Genomic DNA, 502 nt, shown 5'->3' on the forward strand with positions numbered 1-502 from the left:
TTGTGCCGACGCCACCACGAGCTGCTGAGCCATTCCGCCGGGAGCGGCGAATCGAGTGCGCAGACTCTCGTGGCGGTCCACCACATCGGCCAGGGCCGCACCCAACGCCTCGGCGTCCAGGCGGCCGCGCAGTTGCAGCGCCACCGCAATGTTGTAGACCGGTGACGGGCCATGGAGCTGATCGAGGAACCACAACCGGTTCTGCGCGAACGACAGCGGAACCACCGCCGGCCGCTCACCGGCCACCAACGGCTCCAGCGCGATGTCACCGGCACCGATACGGGGCGCCAGCCGGGCGACCGTGGGCGCCTCGAACAAGGTCCGCACCGCCAGGCCGGCGTCTAGCGCCGTGTTGATCGCGGCGATGACCCGCATCGCCGACAGCGAATCACCACCCAGGTCAAAGAACGACTCGTCAATACCGACCCGCTCGATCCCGAGCACCTGCGCATAGATGTCGGCAACGATCTCCTCAATCGGGTTGCTGGGGGCGCGGTAATGG

The 502-nt window shown here is 67.7% G+C and carries 1 protein-coding gene; it reads right to left on the minus strand.

Translation table 11 applies throughout. The annotated features are described in order from the left end of the window. Positions 1–502 (minus strand): phosphopantetheine-binding protein (locus tag AC5Y4T_RS26160; protein ID WP_499956149.1); only part of this gene is annotated, 502 nt, incomplete at both ends.

It is taken from the genome of Mycobacterium sp. NGS11 (assembly GCF_059813315.1).